Source organism: Pseudonocardia sp. ZF1, assembly GCF_056835605.1.
Window position 1 is genome coordinate 2,713,372 of the sequence record NZ_JAJNBY010000001.1, and the last position, 17,829, is coordinate 2,731,200.

20 protein-coding genes are annotated in these 17,829 nt (G+C 76.6%); 9 read left to right on the plus strand and 11 right to left on the minus strand.

Going from position 1 to position 17,829, the window contains the following annotated elements; translation table 11 throughout:
• Nucleotides 1–43 precede the first annotated feature (43 nt).
• Both ZF1_RS13245 and ZF1_RS13250 read left to right on the plus strand, forming a co-directional pair.
• Nucleotides 44–892: an ABC transporter ATP-binding protein gene (locus ZF1_RS13245; protein WP_482637390.1), complete on the plus strand. Its 849-nt coding sequence runs from the start codon at nucleotides 44–46 to the stop codon at nucleotides 890–892.
• A gap of 4 nt (nucleotides 893–896) precedes the next feature.
• Nucleotides 897–1,751, plus strand: a complete 855-nt coding sequence (locus ZF1_RS13250) for an ABC transporter permease (RefSeq protein ID WP_083474056.1) — start codon at nucleotides 897–899, stop codon at nucleotides 1,749–1,751.
• 32 nt (nucleotides 1,752–1,783) lie between these two features.
• Here ZF1_RS13250 and ZF1_RS13255 read toward each other — a convergent pair whose 3' ends face one another.
• The 6 genes from ZF1_RS13255 to ZF1_RS13280 all read right to left on the minus strand — a co-directional run bounded on the left by ZF1_RS13255 (nucleotide 1,784) and on the right by ZF1_RS13280 (nucleotide 7,294).
• The gene (locus ZF1_RS13255) at nucleotides 1,784–1,927 is read right to left on the minus strand and encodes a hypothetical protein (protein ID WP_482637391.1); all 144 of its coding nucleotides are present in this window, start codon (nucleotides 1,925–1,927) and stop codon (nucleotides 1,784–1,786) included.
• The gene (locus ZF1_RS13260) at nucleotides 1,906–2,625 is read right to left on the minus strand and encodes an alpha/beta fold hydrolase (protein ID WP_482637392.1); all 720 of its coding nucleotides are present in this window, start codon (nucleotides 2,623–2,625) and stop codon (nucleotides 1,906–1,908) included. The genes ZF1_RS13255 and ZF1_RS13260 overlap by 22 nt, the downstream gene beginning before the upstream one ends.
• Before the next feature lie 31 nt (nucleotides 2,626–2,656).
• Nucleotides 2,657–3,283: a TetR/AcrR family transcriptional regulator gene (locus ZF1_RS13265; protein ID WP_405417338.1), complete on the minus strand. Its 627-nt coding sequence runs from the start codon at nucleotides 3,281–3,283 to the stop codon at nucleotides 2,657–2,659.
• Nucleotides 3,276–5,216, minus strand: a complete 1,941-nt coding sequence (locus tag ZF1_RS13270; RefSeq protein WP_405417336.1) for an MFS transporter — start codon at nucleotides 5,214–5,216, stop codon at nucleotides 3,276–3,278. Before ZF1_RS13270 ends, ZF1_RS13265 begins: the two co-directional genes overlap by 8 nt.
• 111 nt (nucleotides 5,217–5,327) lie before the next feature.
• Entirely contained in the window at nucleotides 5,328–6,635 is a 1,308-nt protein-coding gene (locus tag ZF1_RS13275) for a sensor histidine kinase (protein ID WP_482637393.1), read from the minus strand.
• Entirely contained in the window at nucleotides 6,632–7,294 is a 663-nt protein-coding gene (locus tag ZF1_RS13280) for a LuxR C-terminal-related transcriptional regulator (protein ID WP_476654623.1), read from the minus strand. Before ZF1_RS13280 ends, ZF1_RS13275 begins: the two co-directional genes overlap by 4 nt.
• 123 nt (nucleotides 7,295–7,417) lie before the next feature.
• Between ZF1_RS13280 and ZF1_RS13285 the strand changes: the two genes are divergently transcribed.
• Genes ZF1_RS13285 through ZF1_RS13295 form a run of 3 tightly spaced genes read left to right on the plus strand, consistent with a single transcriptional unit; the run spans nucleotide 7,418 to nucleotide 11,117 of the window.
• Entirely contained in the window at nucleotides 7,418–8,461 is a 1,044-nt protein-coding gene (locus tag ZF1_RS13285) for an extracellular solute-binding protein (RefSeq protein WP_405417329.1), read from the plus strand.
• A gap of 2 nt (nucleotides 8,462–8,463) precedes the next feature.
• A complete protein-coding gene (locus ZF1_RS13290) occupies nucleotides 8,464–10,053 on the plus strand; it encodes an ABC transporter permease (protein WP_482637394.1) in 1,590 nt (529 codons plus the stop codon).
• Nucleotides 10,050–11,117: an ABC transporter ATP-binding protein gene (locus ZF1_RS13295; RefSeq protein WP_482637395.1), complete on the plus strand. Its 1,068-nt coding sequence runs from the start codon at nucleotides 10,050–10,052 to the stop codon at nucleotides 11,115–11,117. The genes ZF1_RS13290 and ZF1_RS13295 overlap by 4 nt, the downstream gene beginning before the upstream one ends.
• Nucleotides 11,118–11,139: 22 nt before the next feature.
• Here ZF1_RS13295 and ZF1_RS13300 read toward each other — a convergent pair whose 3' ends face one another.
• The 4 genes from ZF1_RS13300 to ZF1_RS13315 form a co-directional block, all read right to left on the minus strand.
• Entirely contained in the window at nucleotides 11,140–12,087 is a 948-nt protein-coding gene (locus ZF1_RS13300; protein WP_405417324.1) for an acyl-CoA desaturase, read from the minus strand.
• A gap of 76 nt (nucleotides 12,088–12,163) precedes the next feature.
• Nucleotides 12,164–13,243: an LLM class flavin-dependent oxidoreductase gene (locus tag ZF1_RS13305; RefSeq protein ID WP_482637396.1), complete on the minus strand. Its 1,080-nt coding sequence runs from the start codon at nucleotides 13,241–13,243 to the stop codon at nucleotides 12,164–12,166.
• A complete protein-coding gene (locus ZF1_RS13310) occupies nucleotides 13,244–13,882 on the minus strand; it encodes an isochorismatase family protein (protein ID WP_482637397.1) in 639 nt (212 codons plus the stop codon).
• On the minus strand, nucleotides 13,879–14,535 hold the full coding sequence (locus ZF1_RS13315) for a GntR family transcriptional regulator (protein WP_476654632.1): 657 nt from the start codon (nucleotides 14,533–14,535) through the stop codon (nucleotides 13,879–13,881). Before ZF1_RS13315 ends, ZF1_RS13310 begins: the two co-directional genes overlap by 4 nt.
• Nucleotides 14,536–14,673: 138 nt before the next feature.
• Here ZF1_RS13315 and ZF1_RS13320 point away from each other — a divergent pair, with 138 nt between their 5' ends.
• From ZF1_RS13320 to ZF1_RS13335, 4 genes are all read left to right on the plus strand, one after another.
• Nucleotides 14,674–15,573 carry an isocitrate lyase/PEP mutase family protein gene (locus ZF1_RS13320; RefSeq protein ID WP_405417320.1) on the plus strand — a complete coding sequence of 300 codons (900 nt, stop codon included), beginning with the start codon at nucleotides 14,674–14,676 and terminating at the stop codon, nucleotides 15,571–15,573.
• Between the two features lie 183 nt (nucleotides 15,574–15,756).
• A complete protein-coding gene (locus tag ZF1_RS13325; protein ID WP_405417318.1) occupies nucleotides 15,757–15,957 on the plus strand; it encodes a hypothetical protein in 201 nt (66 codons plus the stop codon).
• A complete protein-coding gene (locus tag ZF1_RS13330; RefSeq protein ID WP_482637398.1) occupies nucleotides 15,954–16,382 on the plus strand; it encodes a DUF2795 domain-containing protein in 429 nt (142 codons plus the stop codon). The genes ZF1_RS13325 and ZF1_RS13330 overlap by 4 nt, the downstream gene beginning before the upstream one ends.
• A gap of 351 nt (nucleotides 16,383–16,733) precedes the next feature.
• Nucleotides 16,734–17,198, plus strand: a complete 465-nt coding sequence (locus ZF1_RS13335) for a sodium-independent anion transporter (RefSeq protein WP_482637399.1) — start codon at nucleotides 16,734–16,736, stop codon at nucleotides 17,196–17,198.
• Nucleotides 17,199–17,219: 21 nt separating this feature from the next.
• Here ZF1_RS13335 and ZF1_RS13340 read toward each other — a convergent pair whose 3' ends face one another.
• On the minus strand, nucleotides 17,220–17,807 hold the full coding sequence (locus ZF1_RS13340) for a hypothetical protein (RefSeq protein WP_482637400.1): 588 nt from the start codon (nucleotides 17,805–17,807) through the stop codon (nucleotides 17,220–17,222).
• Nucleotides 17,808–17,829: the final 22 nt, after the last annotated feature.

The window sequence follows — 17,829 nt, forward strand, 5'->3', positions numbered from 1 at the left end:
CCCGACGACACGACGGTCCCCGGCAGCGGAGCAGGAGACGAGCATGACCCAGGAGACAGCGACCCAGGCGACCGCGACCCGTTCCGGGGTGCACGCGGCCCCGACCGGGGGCGCGGTCGGCCTGCGGGTCTCCGGTGTGGACAAGGTGTACCCGACCCGGCGTGGGGTGGTGCGCGCACTGTCCGGGATCGACCTGGACGTCGCCCGCGGCGAGTTCGTCTCGCTGGTCGGGCGCTCGGGCTGCGGCAAGACGACGCTCCTGCGGATCCTGTCCGGCCTGCTCGCCCCGTCCGCGGGGCTGGTCGAGGCGGGCGGACGGCCCGCATGGGCCGCCGGCCGTCGTGACGACGCGGTCTTCGCCGAGTTCGGCCTGGTGTTCCAGGAGGCGAACCTGTTCCCGTGGTTCACGATCACCGACAACGTCGCGCTGCCGCTGAAGCTGCGGGGGGTGCCGCGTGCCGAGCGTCGCGCCCGGGCCGCCGAGCTGTGCGCCACGGTCGGGCTCGGCGGGTTCGAGGACTCCTACCCGCGGGAGCTGTCCGGCGGCATGCGCCAGCGGGCCGCGATCGCCCGTGCCCTGGCCTGCGACCCGTCGGTGCTGCTGATGGACGAGCCGTTCGGTGCGCTGGACGCCCTGACCCGCGACCGGATGAACCTGGAGCTGCAGCAGATCCACGCGGTCTCCGGCGCCACCGTCGTGTTCGTGACCCACTCGATCCCCGAGGCGGTGTTCCTGGCCGACCGGGTCGTGCTGCTGACCCCGCGCCCGGGACGCATCCGGTCGATCACCACGATCGACCTGCCCCGGCCGCGGTCCGCGGCGACCGAGACGACACCGGAGTTCGGCGCGCTGGTCGCCGGGCTGCGCACCGAGCTGGACCGGGAGGACTGAACCGATGACCACGACCGAACGGCCCGCTCCGGCGACCGACCCGGCCACCCCCGTGACCGACCCCGGCGGCCCCGAGAAGGAGTCGCCCTGGCTGCGGCGCCTGCCGTGGATCTCCGGGCCGGTGCTCCTGCTGCTGCTCGTGGGGGCCTGGCAGTTCACCGTCTCGGTGGTCGGGGTCTCGGAGTTCATCCTGCCCGCACCGGCCGCCGTCGTCGGCGCGCTGGGGGAGCTGCTGGCCGACCCGGCGATCTGGGGCCACATCGGCGTGACGCTGCTCGAGGTCCTCGTCGGGTTCGGCGCCGCGCTCGTCGCCGGTGTCTGCGTCGGCGCACTGCTCGGGCGGATCGAGTGGCTGCGCCGCGCGGTGCAGCCCGCCCTGGTCGCGCTGCAGGTGGTGCCCAAGGTGGCGTTCGTGCCCATCTTCGTGATCTGGTTCGGCTTCGGCCCCACCTCGAAGATCATCATGGCCGGGCTGCTCGCGTTCTTCCCGATCATGCTCAACGTGATGCTCGGGGTGCGCTCGGTCGAGCGCGGGCACCGCGACGTCATGACCGGGCTGGGCGCCTCGCGCTGGGCGACGTTCCGGAACCTGGAGCTGCCCGCGACCCTGCCCTACGTGTTCGCCGGCGCCGAGGTCGCGATCGTGTTCTCGGTGATCGGCGCGATCGTCGGCGAGTACCTCGGCGGCAGTGCCGGGCTCGGCTACCTGGTGGTGTCGAGCCTCAACGCCCTCGACGCGCCCCGTCTGTTCGCGGTGATCGTGCTGCTCGCGGTGCTGGGGTCACTGCTCTACCTGATGGTGACCACCGCGAAACGCCTGGTCATCCCGTGGCACGAGTCGGTGAACACCGGGGTCTGAGCCGCAGCGCCCGCACGCCGACGCCGCCGGGGTCACGCCCCGGCGGCGTCGCGGGCCCAGCCGGTCAGCAGCGGCACGACGACGTCGAGTGCGGCCGGCTCGCGGGCCCACCCGAAGTGCGGGCGTGCCGCGGGCACGTCGAGCCGGTGGCGGGTCACCGTGGCCGCGCCGAACATGCCCAGCAGCGCGTCGACCGAGCGGGCGGGGCGAGCCCGTCGCGCTCGAACCCGATCCCGAGGACCGGCAGGTGCACCGCGGCGATCGACGGGGTGTGGTCGACCCGCGGCGTGCCGAACGCGAGCCGCCCGGTGCGGGCCCACCGGCCCCAGTCGCGCATCTGCCCGCGGGCCTCCCGCCCGGCGAAGCCGACCCGGTCGCCCGGGAAGTGCCCGATCAGCATCGCCGCGGCCACGACGGCCTGGGTCCGCAGCAGGTGGGCCGGCCCCCAGACCCGCCAGTCGACGCTGCCCGACCCGACGAGGGCGACACCGTCGACGCGGTCGGGGTGCCGTGCGGCGTACGCGGTGGCGAGGTGCCCGCCGAGGCTGTGCCCGACGACGAACACCGGCGCGCCGGGCCGCCCGGAGTGCACCGCCTCGACGGCGGCGGCGAGGTCGCCGACGAGGTCGTCGTAGCCGAAGTCGTGGCGGCGCCCGGGCGGGGGAGCGGGGCGGGCCTGGTGCCCGCGCAGCTCGGTGACCGCGGCGGCGACGCCGGCGTCGGCCAGCGCCCCCAGCAGCGGGGTGTAGAACGACGCCCGCATCCCCATCGCGGGCACGACCAGAAGCACGGGCGCACCGGGGTCGGGCGCCGGGTGCAGGGTCAGCTCCAGCGGTGCCGGGGCCGGGCGGTCCAGGACGGTGGTGACGGGCACGCCGGTGATCCTCTCCCGGCCGCCCGCCGGGTCAGGCCGGGGCCCCCGCCAGGGCGCGCAGGCCGGCGTCGAACACGGCCATGGCCTCGTCCACCAGCTGGGTCAGCGACGGCGAGCGCGGGTCCGTGCCGTGGTCGCCCAGCCAGTGCTGCACCGCGACGCGCAGCCCGGTCACCGCGGCGGCCGCGGCCAGGGTCGGGTAGAGGTCGCGGGCCGGGTCGGACCCGGTCCGGGCGACGACGGCGTCGGCCAGCGCCCGCTCCTGGGCGGCGAACGCGGCCATCTGGTGCGCGACGATCGCCGGGTGCCCCCGCAGCGCCCGCAGTGCCTGCACCCGGTCGAGGTAGCCGGGGTCGGTGACCACGGCGCGCAGCGCGTGCCGCAGCGACTCGGTGACCGGCTCGTCGTCGGGGCGGGCGGCGAACGCGGTCAGCAGGGTGTCCGCCGACGACGCGTAGCCCGCGACGACCGCCTCCTCCTTCGAGGTGAAGTAGTTGAAGAAGGTGCGGGGCGCGACGTCGGCGGCGTCGGCGATCTGCTCGACGGTCACCGCGTCCGGGCCGTGCGTGCTGCACAGCCGCAGTGCGGCGCCGGCGAGCGCGGCCCGGGTGGCGGCCTTCTTGCGCTCGCGACGCCCGGGGGCGGCCTGCTCAGCCACGGTCGGCCCCCGTCCGCTCGCGCTCGGGCGCCTCGATGACCGAGACGAGCTCGTGCCGGCCCGGATGCCCGTCGGCGGTGCGTGTGGTGCCGTCGGCGGGTGTGCCGGCCGGCAGGTCGACGTCGAGTCGGAGCCCGTCCGCGCCGACGGTCACCCGGCGCGCGGCCGGACGGCCCTCCCAGCGGTACACGGTGGACACGATGCCGGTGGCGACGCAGATGCGGTAGTGCCCGTCGGCGTCGGCGCGGGTGCGGCCGAGCTCGTCGCCGGTGCCGTCGAGGACGGTCAGCACGGCGCCGCCCGCCGGGGCGCCGTCGGCCCGCACGAACCCGTGCAGCACCGGACCGGTCGGCGGGGCCGGGGTGGTGGCCGGGGCACCGGCCGCGGGGTCGGCGGGCTTGGCGATGTCGAGGGTGTCGCGCAGCGGGACCTCGCGCAGGGCCAGGATCGCCAGCAGGGCCAGGAAGGCCAGCGGCGCGGCCACCAGGAAGATCATCGAGGTGGCGTGGCCGTAGGACTCCATGACGATCGAGCGCACCGGCTCGGGCAGCTCGGCCAGGTGCGGCACCTGCCCGCCGCCGACGGCCGCCCCGCCGTCGACGCCGGCGTCGGCCAGTCCGGCCGCGGTCCGGGACCCGACCACGGAGGCGAGCAGCGCGCCCAGCCCCGCGACTCCGGCCGAGCCGCCGAGCGAGCGGAAGAACGTCACCGTGGAGCTCGCGGCGCCCATGTGCCGCAGCGCGACGGTGTTCTGCACGGCGAGCACGAGGTTCTGCTGCGTGGTGCCGACGCCGATGCCGACCAGTGCCATCGCGACCGCGACCAGCCAGTACGGCGTGGTCGAGGAGATGACCGCCGCCCCGAGCGCCAGGCCCGCGGTCAGCGAGACCGCGCCGCCGACGAGGTAGCGCTTCCAGACGCCGGTGCGGGTGATCAGCTGGCCGGCCACGTTCGACGCGCCGAACATGCCGACGATCATGGGCAGGGTGAGCAGCCCGGCCTCGGTGGCGCTGGCGCCCCGGGCGAGCTGGAAGTACTGGGACAGGAAGATGGTGGAGCCGAACATCGCGACGCCGACGAACAGGCTCGCGACGGTGGCGAGCACGACGGTGCGGTCGCGGAACAGGAACGGCGGCACGACCGGGTCCTTGGCCCGTCGCTCGACGACGATCGCGCCCACCAGCAGCACCAGGCCGGCGCCGATCAGGCCGAACGAGGTCGGCGAGGCCCAGCCGAACTGCTTGCCGGCCAGCGAGGTCCACAGCAGCAGCGCCGACACCGCGGCGGCGATGAGGGTGGCGCCCAGGTAGTCGATGCTGGGGCGCTCGCCGTCGGCGCGGACGGGGGTGGGCACGTTCAGGGTGCGCTGCAGCACGAGCAGTGAGAGCGCGGCCAGCGGGACGCCGACGAAGAAGCACCAGCGCCAGCCCAGCGGCGAGTCGACGATGATGCCGCCGAGCAGCGGACCTCCGACGACGGCGATCGACATGATCCCCGAGAGGTAGCCCATGTAGCGGCCGCGCTCGCGCGGGGTGATGATCGCCGCGATCACGACCTGGGTCAGCGCCTGCAGCCCGCCCATGCCGAGGCCCTGCAGCACCCGGAAGCCGATGAGCTGCCCGGTGGAGACCGCCAGCCCGCAGAGCAGCGAGCCGATCAGGAAGATCCCGATCGCGGCCTGGACCAGCAGCTTCTTGGAGTAGAGGTCGGCGAGCTTGCCCCAGATCGGGGTCGAGGCCGTCATCGCCAGCAGTGACGCCGAGACCACCCACGTGTACTCGGCCTGGGTCCCGCCGAGGTCGCCCAGGATCCGGGGCAGCGCGTTCGACACGATCGTGCTGGACAGCACGCCGACGAACAGCGCCATCAGCAGGCCGGTCAGGGGGAGCAGTACGTCGCGGCGGTGGGCCGCGGCCTCCTCGGGGGTGCGCACGGGGCGGGTAGTTGACGGCACGCAACGAGTCTGGCCCAAAGATGCAGGCTGTGCAACTTTGCCGAACGTGCGTCGGCGCACACCGTGCACCGATGCGGCGCGGCGGCCGGCTCAGCCGCGGCGGGGGAGCACGACGGTGACGGTGCTGCCCCGGTCCGGCGCGCTGCGGACCTCCAAAGTCCCGCCGGCGTCGGCCACCGCGCGGCGGACGAGCAGCAGCCCGATGTGGCCGGGTTCCGGGCCGCGGCCGGGGTCGAAGCCGGTGCCGTCGTCGGTCACGGTGAGCCGGGCCCGGCCGGCCGCGACGTGCAGGCCGACCTCGACGGTGCGGGCACGGGCGTGCGCGCGGGCGTTGCGCAGCAGCTCCGAGGCGACGCGGTGCAGCAGGACCGCGCCGCGGTCGTCGAGGGTCCCGGCGGGGTCCCCGGTCGTGACGACTGCCGCGGGCGGGTCGCCGCCGGCGGCGAGCGCGGCCAGCGCGGCGGGCAGACCGGCGGCGTCGACGTCGGCCGGGTGCAGGGCGTCGAGCACCGACCGGATCCGGACGACGCCGTCGCCGACCGTGGCCCGGGCCCGGTCCAGCAGCTCGGGCCGGGCCGGGGCGAGGTCGAGCATCAGCCCGGCGCCGGCCAGGGTCGGCAGCACGTCGTCGTGCAGGCGGCGGGCCAGGTCGCGGCGGGCGAGCTCGCCGGCGGCCAGCCCGTACAGGGCGGCGTCGCGGCGCTCGGTCCGCTCGCGCTCGCGCCGCCGCGCCAGCGCCACCGACAGCGGCAGGACCGCCGCCGCGACGAGCAGCATCCCGGCCACCGCGGGTGGCAGCAGCAGCCCCACGGCGTGCGCGGTGGCCCCGTCGACGTCGACCGGGACGTAGACCTCCAGCCGGGCCGGGCGCCCGGCACCGTCGGTGAAGCCGAGGAAGACCTCGCGGAGCCCGTCGCCGTGCTCGTAGCGGTGCTCGCCGTCGTCGGGGACGGGGAGCACCACCGCGGCGCCGCCGTCGAGCCGGGCGGCGAGGACGGGATCGAACCGGCGGGTCAGACCCTCGATGCGGGCCTCGTCGGAGAACACCAGCCGCGCCACCGGGCCCTCGACCAGCCACACCTTGACCCGGCTGACCATCCCGGTCGCCCGGAACGGCGCGAGGTCCGCCAGCAGCCGTTCGCGCCCGGCGGGCCCGGCGGTGGCGAGGTCGCGGTCGGCCAGGCCGACGACGACGGCCGTCTCCACCCGTCGCGACACCTCCTCGGCGCGCCGCTCGGCCTCGGCGTGGGCCAGCCACCAGACCCCGGCGGCGACCAGCGCGCACACCAGCGCGACCGCGGCGGCGGTGACGACCGCGTGCCGCGCCAGGGTGCGGGCCAGCAGCCGCCGGTCCGGACCGGCGACGACGTCCGGGCCCGCGGTACCGGGTGCGCTCACGGCACGGGCTGCCCGGCGGCCCGGGGGACCGGCTCGCCCCCGGGGTCCAGGGCGACGAGCCCGAGCCGCTCGGCGGCGACGACGGCCTCCAGCTGCGAGCGGGCGCCGAGCTTGCCGAGCAGCGCGCGGACGTGGTCGCGCACGGTGTGCGGCGACAGCCGGTGCGCCGCGGCGATCCGGGTGACGTCGCGGCCCCCGGCCAGCCCGCGCAGCACGTCGAGCTCGCGTGGGGTCAGCCGCGGCAGGGTCGCCCCGGTCGCTTCGGACTCCGCGGCGGACGGGTGCGCGGTGCCGCCCGCGGCGACCGTCCGCACGGCGGCGACGATCCCCGCCAGCGGGGTCTGCTTGCCCAGGAACCCGGCCGCGCCCGCCTCGAGGGCCTCGCGGGCCGGACCGGGCCGCGGGTGCGCGGTGAGCACCAGGGCGCGGGCCCCGGCGGCGTGGACGTCGCCGAGCAGGGTCAGGCCGCCCCCGGGCAGACGCACGTCGAGGACCACGACCTGCGGCGCCCGCCGGGGGTCCCCGCCGGCCAGGGCGGCCCGGGCGGCCGCCGCGTCGTGCGCGACGCCGACGACCTCCGCGTCACCGTGGACGGCGAGGCCGAGCGCGAGCAGGTCGGTGTACGACCGGTGGTCGTCGACCAGCAGCACCCGCAGCACCTGCGCGCACCCCCTCAATTCTCGGGAGATCAGGACGTCCTCGCCAGAGGTTAGCCTCCCCTCGCTCGAAAAGGGACCGACCCGGCGAACCGGGCGGATCCCCCATGCACCCCGGAGGACCACGTGACCCCATCGACGACTCGACCGACCCGGCGCGGCGTGCTCACCGGCGCCGTCCTGGCCGCCGCCCTGCTCGTGGCCGGCTGCGGCGGTGCCCCGGCCGACCCGGCCCCGGCGGCGGGCGACGGGCCGCGCACCCTGACCCTGTACTCGGGGCGGGAGGAGGACCTGGTCGGCCCGCTGCTGGCGCAGTTCCAGCAGCAGTCGGGGATCACCGTCGACACCCGCTACGGCTCGACCACCGAGCTCGCCGCGCAGCTCGCCGAGGAGGGCGCCGCGACCCCCGCCCAGGTGTTCCTCTCCCAGGACGCCGGCGCGCTGGGCGCGCTGGCCGGGGCGGGCGCCTTCGCGCCGCTGCCCGAGGAGGTGCGCGGCGCGGTCACCGCGCCCTACACCGCCACCGACGGCACCTGGACCGGGCTGACCGGCCGGGTCCGGGTCGCGGCCTACAACACCCGGGTGCCCGAGGCCGAGGTCCCCGCCGACGTCACCGAGCTCACCGACCCGCGCTGGCGCGGCCGGGTCGGCATCGCCCCGACCAACGCCTCGTTCCAGGCCTTCGTCACCGCGCTGCGCGTCCAGGAGGGCGACGACGCCGCCCGCGCGTTCCTGGAGGGACTGCGCGCCAACGAGGTGCAGGTCTTCCCACGCAACACCGCGATCCTGGAGGCGGTGGACAGCGGCGTCGTCGACGTCGGGCTCATCAACCACTACTACGTGGCCGCCGCCGAGACCCCGCCCGCGAACACCGCGCTGAAGTTCGGCGCGCCCGGCACCGCGAGCGCGCTGGTGAACGTCACCGGCGCCGGGGTCCTCGCCGGGGCCGCGGAGTCCACCGAGGCCCGGGAGCTGCTCCGGTTCCTGGTGTCGCCGCAGGCCCAGGAGTACTTCGCCCGCGAGACCGGCGAGTACCCGCTGGTGGCGGGCGTCGCCGGGCCCGCGGGGATGCCCGCGCTGGCCGACCTGCGGGCGCCGCGGCTCGACCTGGCCGACCTGGAGGACCTCGACGGCACGACGCAGCTCATGACACAGGTCGGGCTGCTCTGACCGTGCTGCTGCGCCGGTCCCCGCCCCGTACCGCGCCGGCCGGCCCGCCGGCCCCGGTGCGGCGCCGGCGACGACCACCCCGTGCCCTGCTGGGCGCGGCGGTGGTCGTCGCCGCGTGCGCCGCGCTGCCCCTGGTGTGGCTCGTCGTCCGGGTCGCGGGTGCCGACCCCGGGCGGGTCGCCGCGCTGCTCGCGCGCGAACGGACGCTCACCCTGGCGCTGAACTCGGCGGTGCTGGTCGCCGTCGTCGGCGCCGGCTGCCTGCTGCTGGGCCTCGCCACCGCGACGGTGCTGGTCCGCGTGCGGCTGCCCCGACCCGGGCTGTGGTGGGTGCTGGCCGCGCTGCCGCTGGCCGTGCCGTCCTACCTGCTCGCGTTCGCGGTGCTCGCGGTCCGGCCCGAGGCCCGCGGTCTCGGCCCGCTGGCCGTCGTGCTGGTGCTGGCCTGCACGCCGTACGTGACGCTGCCCGCGGCCGCCGCCCTGCGCGCCGCCGACACCGGGCCGGAGGACGCCGCCCGCACCCTCGGCCTCGGCCCGGTGAGCGCGTTCTGCCGGGTCACGCTCCCGCAGGCGCTGCCCGCCGCGCTGGCCGGGACGCTGCTCGCGGCGCTGTACACCCTCGCCGACTTCGGGGCGCCCGCGCTGCTGCGCTACGAGTCGTTCACCTGGGCGGTGCAGGCCGCCTACGAGGGGACCGTCGACCGGACCGGCGCGGCGGTGACCGCGCTGGTCCTGGCCGCCGCGACGCTCGGCCTGGTCGCGGCCGAGCGGGCCGCCCGGCGCCGCTTCACCGGGGCCAGGGCGGGCACCGCGCCGACCGCGGCCGCACCGGTGCGGCTGCGCCCGGCCGCCGGCGCCGCGGTCGTCGCCGGTCTGGGCGCGGTCGCGGCGGTGACGCTGGTCGGGCCGCCCACGGTGCTGGTCGGCCGGGTCGTCGCCGCCGGCGGGGTGGACGCCGACCTGCCGCGGCTGGCCGTCGCCGCCGGGTGGACGCTGCTGCTGTCCGGCGCGGCCGCGCTGCTGGCGGTGGCGATGGCGCTGCCGGTCGGGGTGCTCGCGGCCCGGTACCGGTCCCGCGCGGTCGCCACGACCGAGTCGGTGGCCTACCTCGGGCAGGGGCTGCCCGGGGTGGTCGTCGGGCTGGCCCTGGTGTTCCTGTCCCTCGCGCTGGTCCCGGCGCTCTACCAGACCGCGGCGGTGCTGGTGTTCGGGTACGCGATCCTGTTCCTGCCCAAGGCGCTCGGCGCGACCCGCACGGCGGTCGAGCGGGTGCCGGTCGAGGCCGAGGAGGTCGCCCGCACCCTCGGCCGGACGCCGTGGTCGACCTGGTGGTCGGTGACGGCGCCGCAGGCCGCGACCGGGGTGGCCGCCGGCGGGCTGCTCGTGGCGGTGACGGCGATGAAGGAGCTCCCGGCGACGCTCATGCTGCGCCCGACCGGGATCGACACCCTGGCCACCCGGTTGTGGTCGCAGACCTCGCTCGGGGCCTACGGCGCCGCCGCCCCGGCGGCGCTGGCGCTGCTGCTGCTGGCGTGCGTCCCCGCGGCGCTGCTGGTCCGGGCCACCGCGGGCGGGCCGGGAGGAGGACGATGAGGACCGGGTTGTCGGTGCGCGGGGTGCGGGCGGGCTACGGCCGGGACCCGGTGCTGCACGGGATCGACCTCGACGTCGCGCCGGGTGAACTGGTGTCGGTGCTCGGCGCGTCGGGCAGCGGGAAGACGACGCTGCTGCGGGTGGTCGCCGGGCTGCACCGGCCCTCGGCCGGGACGGTGCACCTCGACGGCGACGACGTCACCGCCGTCGCGCCGGAGCGGCGCCGGGTCGGGCTCGTCCCGCAGGAGGGGGCACTGTTCGCGCACCTGACCGTGGCCGGCAACGTCGGGTTCGGGCTGCGTCGCGGGCCCGGCCGGCGCCCGGCCGCCGCCGCGCGCGGGCGCGTCGCGGAGCTGCTGGCGCTGGTCGGCCTGACCGCCGAGGCCGACCGGCTGCCACACGCCCTGTCCGGCGGGGAGCGCCGCCGGGTCGCCCTGGCCCGAGCACTCGCGCCGGACCCCCGGGTGGTGCTGCTCGACGAGCCGTTCTCCGCGCTCGACGCCGGGCTGCGCGAGCAGGTCCGTGGGGAGGTCGTCGCGGCGCTGCGGGCCGCGGACGCCACCGGGGTGCTCATCACCCACGACCGGCGGGAGGCGCTGGCGGTCAGCGACCGCGTCGCCGTCCTGCACGACGGCCGCCTGGAACAGACCGCACCGCCGCGCGAGCTCTACGCCGCCCCCGCCTCGGCCCGGGTCGCCGGGTTCGTCGGCGACGCGGTGCTGCTGCCCGCCCGGGTGGCGGACGGCACGGTCACGACCGCGCTGGGCGCCGCACCCTGCCGCACCGTGGACGTACCGGCGGCACCGCTGGTGGCGGTGCTGCGCCCCGAGGAGCTGGAGCTGGCCGGCGCCGACGGTCCCGGCGCGCCCGCCCGGGTCGGCACCGTCGACTTCGTCGGCGACGCCGTGCTGGTCACCGTGCTGCTCGACGGACGGGTCCCGGACCGGGGCACCCTGCTGCGGGTGCGGGCCGGGACGGACCGGGTGCCGCACCCCGGCGACCGGTGCCGCGTGCGGTCCCGGGGTGCCGTGCACGTCGTGCCCGCCGTCCCGGGACCCCGCTGAGCGGGACCCCCCGGGGCCGGGCTCAGGCGGCGGCGGGCTCGTCCGGCCGGGCGGCCAGCTTCGCCAGCCGCTTCTCGGTCGGCCAGCGGACGTTCCACGCCCACCCGAGCTTCTCGAACAGCCGGATCGTCCCGGCCGAGATGTCGATCTCGCCACGGCCGACGCCGTGCCGGGCCGAGGTGGGGTCGGCGTGGTGCAGGTTGTGCCAGGACTCGCCCATGCTCGGGACGGCGAGCAGCCAGACGTTGGTGGAGCGGTCCCGGGCCCGGTACGGCCGCTCACCGACGAGGTGGCAGATCGAGTTGGTCGACCACGCGACGTGGTGCGACACCGCGACCCGGACCAGCCCGGCCCAGAAGAACGCGGTGAACGCGCCCCACCAGGACCAGGTCACCAGGCCGCCGACGACGCCGGGCCCGAACACGGACAGGATCGTCAGGACGGTGAAGCCGCGGTGGACCCGGTCGATGTCGGGGTCGGCGAGCAGGTCCGGGGCGAAGCGGCGCTGGTCGGTCAGCGACCGGTCGAAGATCCAGCCCATGTGGGCGTGCCAGAAGCCGCGGACCAGCGCGGCGGGGGAGGTGCCGTAGCGCCACGGCGAGTGCGGGTCGCCCTCGGCGTCGGCGTAGGCGTGGTGACGGCGGTGGTCGGCCACCCAGTGCCGGACCGGCCCCTGGACGGCGAGGCTGCCCGCGACGGCGAGCGCGATCCTCAGGGGCCGGTTCGCGGTGAACGACCCGTGGGTGAAGTAGCGGTGGAAACCGACGGTCACCCCCAGCATGGACACGACGTAGAGGCCGAGTGCGAGGCCGGCGTCGAGCCAGGTCAGACCCCAGCCCCACGCGAGCGGGACCGCGGCGACGACCGCGATCGCCGGGACGATCGCGAACGCGTAGACGAACAGGTGCGGAACGGGATGCCGGAGCCGGTCGGAGAAGTCGGAGCGCGGCGCGGGCCGGGTGTCGGTCACACCCCCCGATGGTTCCGGCTCGCACCAGAACGGGCAGTGGGGACAACCCCCCTCACGCACCGTGAGTGGGGACTCCTCAGGCCGTGGCGGGCTGGGCGGCCTCCCGCAGCAGCGGCTTCACGCGCTCGCCGAACTTGGTGACGCCGTCGACGAAGTCGGGCCAGGTGAGCAGCGCCCCGTCGATGCCGGTGGTCGCGGCGATCTCGTCGAGCTGGGCCGCGACCCGCTCGTAGGAGCCCTTCACCACCGGCAGTGACAGGAACGCCATGTTCCCCTCCGAGGCGGGGCGCTCCAGCGACGCCAGCAGCTGGGCCGAGGTGCCGTCCGGGTTGGTGTCCAGCGACGCCCCGGTGGTCATGTAGCTGATGGCCTCGAGGTCGGCGTTCTCGACGATGTGCGCGCACAGCCGGTCGGCCTCGTCGTCGGTCTCCTCGGCGATGATGCAGTACAGCGCGTAGGTGCCGACGTCGCGGCCCGCCTCGTCGCCGAGCCGGCGCACCCCGGCGGCGATGTCCCCGACCTTCGAGCGCTCGGCCATGATGAAGTTCCGGTCGCCGTGCTCGGCGGTGAACGCCTGGCCCGCCGGCGACTGGCCCGCGCAGACGATCGTCGGGGTGTGCAGCGGCTTGGGGCGCATGTCGGCGTCGTCGAAGGAGAAGAACTCGCCGGAGAAGGTCGCGGTCCCCTCGCTCCACAGCGCGCGCAGCGCCCGGACGTACTCGGCGGCGTAGGCGTAGCGGCGTTCGAAGTACTCGTCGCCGGGCCACAGCCCCATCTGCGTGTACTCGGGCTTGTTCCAGCCGGTCACGATGTTGAGCCCGCAGCGTCCGCCGGAGATCTCGTCGATCGTCGCGACCATCCGGGCGGCCATGATCGGGTGGGTGGCCAGCGTGGTCACCGACGGGTAGAGCCCGATCCGCTCGGTCACCGCGGCGAGCCCGCCGAACAGGGTGAACGACTCCAGGCACTCGCCCCAGAAGTCGCTCGGCCCGCCCGCCCCGCGGTGCTTCATCATCGAGAGCACGAAGTCGAGGCCCTGGCGCTCGGCCTCCTGGGTGATCGCCACGTTGTGGGCGAAGCTCGGCCGGTACTGCGGGCTGCCGGGGGACAGGATGTAGCCGTTGGTCGCGTTCGGGATGAAGACGCCGTAGTGCACTCAGACCTCCGGGGTGGACAGCTGTGTGACGGTGCTGGGCAGGTCGGCGACGTCGGCGTACTTGGCGTCGAGGTCGGCGAGGTTGCGGGCGTGGACGCCGGCGTCGCGGTCGGCGCAGGCGTCGGCGACGACGACCGGGCGGAACCCGGCGGCGAGCGCGTCGGTGGCGGTGGCGCGGACGCAGCCCGACGTCGACACCCCCGTGACGACGGTGTCGACCCCGCGGGCCCGCAGCGTCGCGGCGAGCGAGGTCCCGGCGAAGGCGGACGCGTGCTGCTTGGCCAGCAGCGCCTCGCCCGGCGCCGGGTCGAGGACGAGCCGGCCCCAGTCCCCGGGGGCGCCCTCGGCGAAGCAGGACAGGGCGGGGACCTTCGCGGCGAAGAACCCGGCGTCGGCGAGGTCGGCGGCGTAGCGCACGACGGTCCAGACGACCGGGTGCCCGCCCGCGCGGGCCGCGGCGACCACGGCGTCGCAGCCGCCGGTGACGCGCTCCGCGGTCGCGGTGTCCCCGAGGAAGAAGGGCCCGTCCGGCTCGGTGTAGGCGGCCACGAGGTCCACCACGACGACGGCCGGTGCCGCGCCCCAGCCGACCCGGCCCGAGAACGGCGCACCGTGCGGTCCCGCCCCGGCCCCGGTCACCGGCGGTCCCCGGTCATCATGGCGCGGGCGTTGGCGATGTGGCTGACCATCACCGCGGAGGCCCAGCCGCCGTCGCCGGCGCGCAGTGCGGCGACGATCTCGGCGTGGTGGGCGAGGCTGCGGGCCAGCGACGCCGCGTCGTAGGTGTGGAAGGTGCGCAGCACGACCGGTGCGTGCACGACGCCGGCCAGCGCGGAGGCGAGCGCGGGGGTGTCGGCGATCTCGAGCAGCCGGGCGTGGAACCGCCGGTTCAGGGCGACCAGGGCGTCGAGGTCCTGCCCGGGGCCGGGGCCGCCGACGGCGAGCATGCGGCCGGCGAGGTCGTCGAGCTCGTCGAGGTCGGCGGCGGTCGCGCGGGCGGCGGCCAGCGCGGTGGCCCGCGGCTCCAGCGCGGTGCGGACCCCGAAGATGTCGTCGAGGTCGGCTTCGGAGAACGTGGCGACCCGCGCACCGCGGTGCGGGTGCAGCTCGACCAGCCCCTCCGCGGCGAGCCGGGACAGCGCCTCGCGGACCGGGGTGCGCGACACCCCGAGGCGGTCGGCGAGCTCGACCTCGCCCAGGTGGGCGCCCGCGGCCAGCGCGCCGGTGAGGATCTCCTCGCGCAGCGCAGCCTGGGCGCGCTCGGAGGCGCGCCGGGGAGTCGTGTCGACCATCGCCACCTCCGGCGTCGGGCTGTATGCAACCTACGAGTGTCGCCGGTCACGCACAAGGCTCCACCTGTTGCTACGTCCGGATGACGTGCAGAGTGGGCGAGGCGTGTACACAATTCAGCTCGACGAAGGGACCCCGCCGTGGCCGACCTCCTCAGCCGACCAGGGAACCGCCGGGCGCGCCTGCGTGCCCTGCTCGACGCCGGCACCCCGGTGCTCGCCCCCGGCGCCTACGACGCGCTGTCCGCGCGGCTGGTCGAGCAGGCCGGGTTCGACGTCGTCTACATGACCGGGTTCGGGACGACGGCCGGGCTCCTCGGGCGGCCCGACGTCGGCCTGCTCGGGGGTGCGGAGATGGCCGCGCACGCGGGCAGGCTGGCCGACGCCGTCGACCTGCCGCTGATCGCCGACGCGGACACCGGCTACGGCAACCCGCTCAACGTCATCCGCACCGTCCGCGACTACGAGCGGGCCGGGGTCGCCGCGCTGCACCTGGAGGACCAGGTCATGCCCAAGCGGTGCGGGCACCTCGCGGGCAAGCAGGTGGTGCCCGCCGCGGAGATGGCCGCGAAGGTGCGGGCCGCCGTCGACGCCCGCACCGACCCGGACCTGCTGGTGATCGCGCGGACCGATGCCGCCGCCGTCGACGGGCTGGACGCGGCGATCGACCGGGCCCGCCGGTTCGCCGACGCCGGCGCCGACCTGCTGTTCGTGGAGGCGCCGACGTCCGAGCGCGACATCGAGACCGTCGCGACCGCGCTGGCCGGGCACCGGCTGGTGTTCAACTGGGCCGAGGGCGGCCGCACCCCGCCGCTGTCGCGCGACCGGCTCGCCGAGCTCGGGTTCGCCCTGGTCCTGTTCCCCGTGGGCACCCTGCTCGCGGCGACGGCCGGGATGCGGGAGCTGCTGGAGCGGCTGCGGGCCGAGGGCACCCCGGCGTCGCTGATCGGCCGGCTCGGCGGCCTCGACGCGTTCGCCGAGCTCGCCGGGATCGGGGAGGTCCGTGAGCTGGAGCAGCGCTACCGCGCGGAGGGGGAGTGAACAGTTCCCGGACGCCCCGTGCGGCAAACGTCGGCCCCGCGGAGCCGACGTCAGTACACGCCCAGGAGTGGCGGGTCGATATGTCGTACACCACACTCGGTGCAGATGACCTTGCCGACCTGCGGACGTCGATCGGAACGGGGCGGGCGGGCAGGGTCCCGGAATCGCCCCAGGCGGTGGATCGTGCAGCAGAACACTCCCCGGCTCCGCATCTGCGAACGATGCTGGTCGTCGGTCGCGGACGGCTCGGTCTGTCGGATCTTCCGGCACTCCGACCCCGCGGCCCCGCTGGAGAGGCCCGCCTTCTCCTACCGGCACCTCGACGGAGACCCGGCGTGCAGCGGGGCGCAGCAGCCCGAGCTGGAGAGGGGGTGGGCCGCGTGAGCGCACCCCCCGTGCCGGGACGCGCGCTGCGCCCGGTCCCGGCCGCCCGGACCGTGCTGTCGCCGGTCGACCCGCTGCCGGTGTCGCCGGGCGACCTGGAGCGGCTGCGCGAGAACCTCGGACGCGTGCTGGCCGGTCTGCGCTGGCCCGCCCACCGCTGGCAGGTCCTCGCCGAGGCCGAGGCGTGGGGTGCGAGCGGCGTGGTCCGCCAGCAGCTCCTCCCGCTGCCCGACGGGCGGTACCCGTCGTTCGAGGCCGTCGTCGAGGTGCTCACGGCCGCGGCGCGTGGCCGGCTGCGCCCGGTGCCGGTCCGGCCCGCGATCGGCGCGGACCGGCTGCACCCCGCCGAGCGGGCCGGTGTCGCGCCGCGCCCGCCGCGTGCCCACGGCAGGCCCGCGCCCGCGCCGGGGCACCGCCCGGCCTGATCTCCGACGGGGCCGTGCGACCGCCCCGGACGGTGGTGGGTGGGGCCGAGTCGGCCGGGGTCGGCGGTCCCGAATCCGCCGGCCCCGGCCGGGGTGACCACCCGTCCGCTCCCCAGCGACGGGTGGTGGGTCCTCGGGGTGCGTGGCCTGCGACGAGGCGGGTGCGTGCCGGTGGGAGTCCGGCTGCTCACGCGAGGTGATGTATATCACGCGGTGCGGCCGGATTGGTCCGGTTTCCCCGAACCGGGCGACGGTATCGATCAAGCCGTCCCTGCGCGTGTAGACCGCGGAGCTCCGGGAAGGCCGCGGGTGTCCGGGCCCGGGCGGGCCCGGCGCGGCGAGGAGGCGGACGTGGCGGGGCAGACGGGGATCGGGCTCGCGGTCGAGACGGCTGGACCGGGGGTGCGGCTGATCCGGGTGTCCGGGCGGCTGGACCGTCCGGGAGTGGAGGCGCTGGCGCGGATGCTCGACGCGCAGGCGCGGTGCGGGCGGACCCCGGGACACGTCGTCGTCGACCTCTCCGGGGTCAACGCCTTCGACGGGCCCGCCACCGAGCGGCTCGGCGCGGTCGTCGCCCGCTCGCGTGCCGAGGGTGTGCGTCTGCACCTGGCCGGGTGCGGCGGCCGGGCGGAGCTGCTGCCGCTGCGCGCCCGCCAGGTCCTGCAGCGCTGCAGTGCCTTCCCCTCCGCCGAGGTCGCCGTCCGGACGCTGACCGCGGCCCGTGCCGGCACCGCCGGTGGTGCCGGGACCGTGCCCGGACCGCGCCGGGCCGGCGACGACCGCGCGGGTGGCAGGCCGGTCTCCTCCGGTACCTGACCCCGACCGGCCCCGGGGCCGTCAGCCCGCCGCGTCGAGGGCGCGGCGCACGGCGGCCGCGCCGTCCTCGTCGAGCTCGCCCCAGCACCGCAGCCGGGACAGCCCGCCGTCGGGGAACACGTCCAGACGCAGGTGGGTGGCCGGTGCGGCGCCCGGCAGCAGGAACCGGTGCCGGGTGTCGGGCTGCACCCGCTCGCGGTCGCGCAGCACCGTCCACGACCCGCCGGTGCGCTCGTCGCGGGTGCTGACCGAGACCCAGCCCGGCGCGTTCCCGACGAACCAGGTCGTGTCGACCTCCACGTGCCGCGGGACCCCGCCCGCGGCGAGCGCGAACTCGACCCAGTCGTTGCCGCCGTCGCGGCGCCGCGCGTTCTCCCAGCCCTCGCCCATGTGCCGCGCCTTCCCGGGCAGCAGCAGGTTGCCGGGGGAGGAGTAGAACTCGTCGGAGCAGCCGGTGACGTGTCCGCCGTTCTCCGCCGCGAGCAGGTCCACGGTGCCCTCGAGGAACCGCGGGTCGGGCAGCACCCGGCCGAGCACCCGGAACCGGGCGATCCCGCCGTCCGGGTGCATGATCAGCCGCAGGTGGGTGGCCCGGCGGGTGTCGGTCACCGGGTAGACGTTCGCGGTGTGC

Excerpts from the sequence above, each read along its gene's own strand:
- ZF1_RS13250 (WP_083474056.1), top strand. The coding sequence starts at position 897 with ATGACCACGACCGAACGGCCCGCTCCGGCGACCGACCCGGCCACCCCC.
- ZF1_RS13245 (WP_482637390.1), top strand. The coding sequence starts at position 44 with ATGACCCAGGAGACAGCGACCCAGGCGACCGCGACCCGTTCCGGGGTG.
- ZF1_RS13315 (WP_476654632.1), bottom strand. The coding sequence starts at position 14,535 with ATGGTCGACACGACTCCCCGGCGCGCCTCCGAGCGCGCCCAGGCTGCG.
- ZF1_RS13255 (WP_482637391.1), bottom strand. The coding sequence starts at position 1,927 with ATGTTCGGCGCGGCCACGGTGACCCGCCACCGGCTCGACGTGCCCGCG.
- ZF1_RS13295 (WP_482637395.1), top strand. The coding sequence starts at position 10,050 with ATGAGGACCGGGTTGTCGGTGCGCGGGGTGCGGGCGGGCTACGGCCGG.